The sequence below is a fragment of the Pseudonocardia pini genome, from assembly GCF_013870575.1.
In the GTDB taxonomy this organism is placed as follows: domain Bacteria; phylum Actinomycetota; class Actinomycetes; order Mycobacteriales; family Pseudonocardiaceae; genus Pseudonocardia; species Pseudonocardia pini.
This window is the reverse complement of record NZ_JACBXB010000781.1, coordinates 1-2593: the sequence shown is the minus strand read 5'-3', so window position 1 is coordinate 2593 and position 2593 is coordinate 1. Positions and strand designations below refer to the sequence as shown.

Below are 2593 nucleotides of genomic sequence, written 5' to 3'. Positions count from 1 at the left end.
GACCACCCCGCCCGCGCCCGCCCCGTCCGCTCTCGCGGAGGTCGTGCGCGCCCAGGCCTCGACCGAGCCCGCACCCGTCTGCGCGACGACCCGCGCGGTGGTCCCTGCCGGGTCTCCGCTGCGCGCCACGGCCTCGACCAGCGACGACTCCCAGGAAGGGTGTCCTCAGTCACGCGGAATCCCGCCCGCGGGTCCACCATGGGGGCCATGAAGGTGACGGTGGACTTCGACCTCTGCGAGAGCAACGCGCTGTGCATGGCGGCCGCCCCGGAGGTCTTCGAGGTACGAGACGACGACTTCCTCTACGTCCTGGACGAGTCCCCGCCCGAGGCGCTGCGGGCGAAGGTGGAGGAGGCGGTCCGGGCCTGCCCGAAGGCCGCGATCACCCTCGAGGGCTAGGTCGCGCCTCCCCATCCGGCGCCGCCGGGCGGATGGGGAGACACGGCCTGGTTGCCCGGGTCACCGCCAACGGCGAGGATCGCTGGATGAGCCCGGTCTGGCACACGCCGCTGACCCCCCTGGACCTGCTCCGCCGCTCGGCGGCGGTGTACCCGGACCGCACGGCGATCGTCTACGGCGAGCGCCGGACGACCTACGCGGAGTTCGCCGCCGAGGTCACGCGCGTGGCGCACGGGCTGCGTGGGTCGGGGATCGAGCCCGGCGACCGGGTGGCGTACCTGCTGCCCAACGTGCCGGAGATGCTCGTCGCGCACTTCGCCGTGCCCTTGGCGGGCGCGGTGCTGGTCGCGATCAACACGCGGCTCTCGACCGAGGAGATCCGGTACATCCTCGACCACTCCGGCGCGAAGCTGCTGGTCGTCGACGCCGCGCTGCACCCGCGCGTGGCCCCCGTGGCGAGCGAGCTGAAGTCCGTCGAGGAGATCATCACCGTCATCGACCCCGCCGACCGGGGGGACGGCGTGGGTTCGGGTGTGCGCTACGACGACCTGCTCGCCCGCGGCGCCGACACCCCGCTCCCGTGGGAGGTCGCGGACGAGGAGTCCACGATCTCGATCAACTACACCTCCGGCACCACCGGTCGTCCCAAGGGCGTGCAGTACAGCCACCGCGGCGCCTACCTGAACTCCTTCGGCGAGATCGTGCACTCCGGGTTCACGCCGGACAGCGTCTACCTCTGGACGCTCCCGATGTTCCACTGCAACGGCTGGTGCACCCCGTGGGCGGTCACCGGGATCGGGGCCACCCACGTCTGCCTGCGCGAGGTCCGCGGCGACGTGATCTGGGAGCAGATCGGCGAGCACCGGGTGACGCACCTCAACGGCGCCCCCACCGTCGTCACGACGATCATGCGGGCCCCGGAGGCCCGCGAGCTGGACTACCGGCTCGTGGTCACCACCGCCGGCGCGCCGCCGAGCCCCACGACGATCCTGCAGATGGAGCAGATGGGCTTCCGGATCGTGCACGTCTACGGCCTCACCGAGACCTACGGCCCGTACACGGTGAACCAGTACCAGCGGGACTGGGCCGCGCTCGACCCCGAGGAGCGGGCCCGGCTGCAGGCACGGCAGGGCGTCGGCATGATCCAGACGGACGCGGTGCGGGTCGTCGACAAGGACATGAACGACGTCCCGGCCGACGGCGAGACCATGGGTGAGGTCGTGATGCGCGGCAACAACGTCATGACCGGCTACTACGACGATCCCGCCGCCACCGAGAAGGCCTTCGAGGGCGGCTGGTTCCACTCCGGCGACCTCGGCGTGGTGCACCCCGACGGCTACGTGGAGCTGCGGGACCGCGCCAAGGACATCGTGATCTCCGGCGGCGAGAACATCTCGACGATCGAGGTCGAGCAGGCCGTGGTGTCCCACCCGGCCGTGCTGGAGGCCGCCGTGGTCGGGGTGCCCGACGAGCAGTGGGGCGAGCGCCCGAAGGCGTTCGTCGTGCTGGCCGAGGGCGGCGAGGCCACGCCGGAGGAGCTGATCGAGCACGTCAAGTCGAAGATCGCGCGGTACAAGGCGCCGCGGGACGTCGAGATCGTCGAGGCCCTCCCGAAGACCAGCACCGGCAAGATCCAGAAGTTCGAGCTCCGCAAGCGGTGAGCGGCGATAGTCGTCATAACGACTATCGCCACGCACGACGTCACCTTTAGCGTTGCTCACCGATGGCCGAGCAGAGTGCGTTGCGGGTGGGCGCGGGGGCGGTCGCGATCACCACCGCGACGGTCCTGCCGGTGTTCCTGCTCGGGGCGCTGAGTGTGCAGATCGGCGCGGAGCTGGACTTCGACCCGGCGGCGCTGGGACTCGTCGTGGCGCTCTACTTCGGGGTGTCGGCGCTGGCGTCGCTCCCGGTCGGCAGGCTCGTCGAGCGGTGGGGGTCGCGCCGGACGAGCCGGGTCGCGGTCTCCGGCGCCGCCGTGTTCCTGCTGCTCACCGGCCTGGTCTCGTGGAACTACGCCTCGCTCGTGGTGATCCTGCTGATGGGCGCGTGGTGCAACGTCATGGGGCAGCTGTCCTCGAACCTCACCCTGGCCCGCTCCATGCCCCCGGCCCGGATGGGGCTGTCGTTCGGCGTCAAGCAGGCGTCGGTGCCGCTGGCGACGCTCCTCGCGGGGGTCGCGGTGCCCGCGGTCGCG

Annotated in this window: 3 protein-coding genes; all 3 read left to right on the top strand. The window is 71.5% G+C overall.

What is annotated here, in order from left to right; all coding sequences use genetic code 11:
* Window positions 1–207 precede the first annotated feature (207 nt).
* Complete coding sequence (locus H5J29_RS28830; protein WP_181784129.1) at window positions 208–399, top strand: ferredoxin; 192 nt, start codon at window positions 208–210, stop codon at window positions 397–399.
* 86 nt (window positions 400–485) lie between these two features.
* Window positions 486–2060, top strand: coding sequence for an acyl--CoA ligase family protein (locus tag H5J29_RS28825; RefSeq protein WP_181784128.1), 1575 nt, complete (start codon window positions 486–488; stop codon window positions 2058–2060).
* A gap of 62 nt (window positions 2061–2122) precedes the next feature.
* A partial coding sequence (locus H5J29_RS28820) for an MFS transporter (RefSeq protein ID WP_181784127.1) occupies window positions 2123–2593 on the top strand: 471 nt, incomplete at its 3' end.